Origin of the sequence: Anabaenopsis arnoldii (assembly GCF_028331025.1) — a bacterium.
In the GTDB taxonomy this organism is placed as follows: Bacteria; Cyanobacteriota; Cyanobacteriia; order Cyanobacteriales; family Nostocaceae; genus Anabaenopsis; species Anabaenopsis arnoldii.
This window is the reverse complement of the sequence record NZ_JAQMUH010000145.1, coordinates 1-2,989: the sequence shown is the minus strand read 5'-3', so window position 1 is coordinate 2,989 and position 2,989 is coordinate 1. Positions and strand designations below refer to the sequence as shown.

At 42.9% G+C, this 2,989-nt stretch carries 3 protein-coding genes; all 3 read left to right on the top strand.

The window, feature by feature from the left end; translation table 11 throughout:
* Positions 1-127: 127 nt before the first annotated feature.
* The 3 genes from PN457_RS13095 to PN457_RS13085 all read left to right on the top strand — a co-directional run bounded on the left by PN457_RS13095 (position 128) and on the right by PN457_RS13085 (position 2,752).
* Positions 128-508: a hypothetical protein gene (locus PN457_RS13095; RefSeq protein ID WP_271733797.1), complete on the top strand. Its 381-nt coding sequence runs from the start codon at positions 128-130 to the stop codon at positions 506-508.
* A gap of 49 nt (positions 509-557) precedes the next feature.
* On the top strand, positions 558-1,238 hold the full coding sequence (locus tag PN457_RS13090; RefSeq protein ID WP_271733796.1) for a conjugal transfer protein TrbI: 681 nt from the start codon (positions 558-560) through the stop codon (positions 1,236-1,238).
* Between the two features lie 272 nt (positions 1,239-1,510).
* Positions 1,511-2,752, top strand: a complete 1,242-nt coding sequence (locus PN457_RS13085) for an S-layer homology domain-containing protein (RefSeq protein ID WP_271733795.1) — start codon at positions 1,511-1,513, stop codon at positions 2,750-2,752.
* Positions 2,753-2,989 lie beyond the last annotated feature (237 nt).

Genomic DNA, 2,989 nt, shown 5'->3' with positions numbered 1-2,989 from the left:
TCCCACTTGCAGCATCCGGTTAGCACCTACTTTTAGATTCGACCTTCTAAAAGAGCTAACAAGGGGGTTACTTCGTTCCATGTGTCCATTCTGTGTACCTTTAGAGTGATGTTTTACGCCGGGTTTGTTGGAAGTGCATAACGGACTAAGGACGAGTAGCCGTTTCCTTATCCTTTACCTTTTTTGGTTCCAGCCTATCAGCCTGATTTGGCTGGTTTTGTTTAACGACGCTTCTAACACATCTTTGTTGACTACTCATGGGTACTTTGCTCGACGTGTACCAGTTTGGGCTACCAGTAAGAACGCCTTTTCTTCGGTGCTCTACGGATTGATGGCTAGTCGCTACCGTAAGGAAGATGCTGTCACCCTTGCACCTAGGGGGTGGGATTCTCACCCACATGAACACACAGTTATAAGAGTCTGGTTTTTTACCCAGTCTTACCTTCCGTCCCTGAGCATTTCTACTCATTTAGGAAGAACGAATCGCACCAACCAGAAACAATCATAATCAATAGCCCGTCAGATCATACAGCACACACATTAAGCACAAGCATATTATGAATACTCTTCACCAATGGAAATATCACACCGCTGCACTCGTAGCAATGGCAATTACTAGTACTGTTACTCCGATGATGGCCTTTACTCCTGCTAATGCCCAGTATACTATTGGGCAAACCAGAACAGTGACAATTCCCGCTAACGCTAACGTGAGTCTTCCCGTCACACACGAAAAAGAAAGAGTTGTTGTGGTTCGTGGGGAAACATTGAACCTGACATTGAAAATATCAAATGACATCATCGATAATCGCAGAAATATCTTAATTCCCAGAAACACTGAAGTTGTAGGACAGCTAGAACCCGTATATTTCGATAACAGAAGCAGAAACAATGACAATATTAGGGGTGTGAGGTTCGTGGCCAGGGAGTTAGTCTTTACTGATGGCCGTCGCCAATTAATTAATGCTTCCTCTCAGATAATTACCAGAACTGAAACAATTAATAAAAATGATAGCAGTAAAGTATTAACAGATGCTGCTATTGGGGCTGGTGCAGCTACTGCAATTTCACTAATTACAGGAAACCGCAGAGTTGAAGTTTTAGAACCTCTCGGAGGTGCTGCTGCTGGTGCTTTAGCTAGTGTATTGCTGCGGAAACAACAAGTTGAAGCATTCGTTTTAAGACCCGAACAAGATTTGAGGCTGGGACTTAATTCCAATTTAGTCATAAACCTGTAATCAGATTGACTATATTTGATCTGTGAGTTTAATTATTTCCCATGAGCGATGGCCAGTGCAAATATATATGGCAGGCGATCGCTTTATTTTTAGCTGCTATAAAGCCTTTTTCAGGCTCATGAAGTAAACACCAATTCCCTATTCCCTATTCCCTAAAGAACAAATGATAGTTAATATTGTCAGGATTAAAAATCAACATTTCAGGAACTTTTAATGACGCAAATTGTCTGAATACCTAGGAGAAAAACTGAAATTTAGGGCATTAAAAAGCAATGTTGAATTTAAATCCTTGGCAATGTGGAACCCCAGTAATTTTAGCCGTAAGCTTCATATTAGGTACTGTAGCACCCTTAATCACAACCACACCATCATTAGCTCAAACGAGATTTTCCGATGTTCCATCTAACTATTGGGCGGCACAGTTCATCCAAGAGTTATCTAGGCGAGGTGTAATTGCTGGGTTTCCTGATGGTAGGTTTCGCCCCGAAGAAGCAGTAACCCGCGCTCAATTTGCCGCGATGATTAACAATGCGTTCCTAAAAGGACCACAACGGCAAGCAATCAATTTTGTGGATGTTCCTAGTAATTTTTGGGCATCTAATGCCATTCGACAAGCCTATACCATCGGTTTCTTAACAGGGTATCCCGGTAATCGCTTCGAGCCTAACCAGAAGATCCCGCGCCAACAGGTTTTGGTGGCTTTAGCCAACGGGTTAAATTATTCTCCGAGTATTAATACTCAAACTACTTTGCAAATTTTCAACGACAGCTTTAATATTGCTGACTGGGCGCGTAGTCCCATCGCTGCAGCTACTGAGCGGCGAATTGTGGTGAACTATCCTAACGTTGAGTTGCTGAATCCAACTGCAACCGCCACCCGCGCACAGGTAGCGGCTTTTATCTATCAGGCGTTGGTTAGTTCTAATCAAGCCTCTGCAATTATTTCTCCCTATATTGTCGCTGTTGAGCCTACCACCCCCACACCGATATCTGTGACTATTCCCCAAGGGACTGTGATTCCTGTGAAGTATGCTCAGGGGCAAAAAATTCTCGTCACCAAAGATGAAACAGCACCTTTGACTCTGACAGTATATCAAAATGTAATTACCCGACAAGGAACTGTAATCATTCCGGCTGGTAGTCAAGTTTTGGGTAAACTCCAACCTGCTCAAGGGGGTTCTCAATTCGTGGCGGAGAAGTTAGTTTTGACCACAGGTGAGGAGTATAAAATTAACGCTTCTTCAGAAGTAATTACTAAAACTGAAACTATTAGAAAGGGTATTAACACCAGTACGATTATCCGTAATAGTGTCTTAGGTGCTGGTGCGGCGGCGGCGGTGTCTGCGGTCACAGGGGATGGCGCTATCGCTACAGAAGAAGTGCTAGGTGGTGCGGCTATCGGCGGTTTGATTGGGCTGTTCTTTGGCAGAAATAGCGTTGAGTTAATTTCCATCGTCCCAGATACGGATTTACAAATAACAATCAATCAAAACTTTCTGGTTTCGGTGAGCTAGTCCTAAGCTGAATGTTTTATAGACAAAACTATACTTATGTTGATAAGCATTGACATAAGTGAGTTAAGAACATCGCCCACTTGATATATAATCCTAGGATATCAAGTATTGAATTAAGACTATTGCCAACGCGAAAACCAAGCAATGATAGCGGTAGTCTTTCTTGTAAATCTTAACTTGAGAAATATCGCGTCTGGCTAAGGCGTGCAAGTCTACTAAGGGATAACCGCTCCCATG

Coding starts and splice junctions, on each gene's coding strand:
- PN457_RS13085 (WP_271733795.1), top strand. CDS start 1,511: ATGTTGAATTTAAATCCTTGGCAATGTGGAACCCCAGTAATTTTAGCC.
- PN457_RS13090 (WP_271733796.1), top strand. CDS start 558: ATGAATACTCTTCACCAATGGAAATATCACACCGCTGCACTCGTAGCA.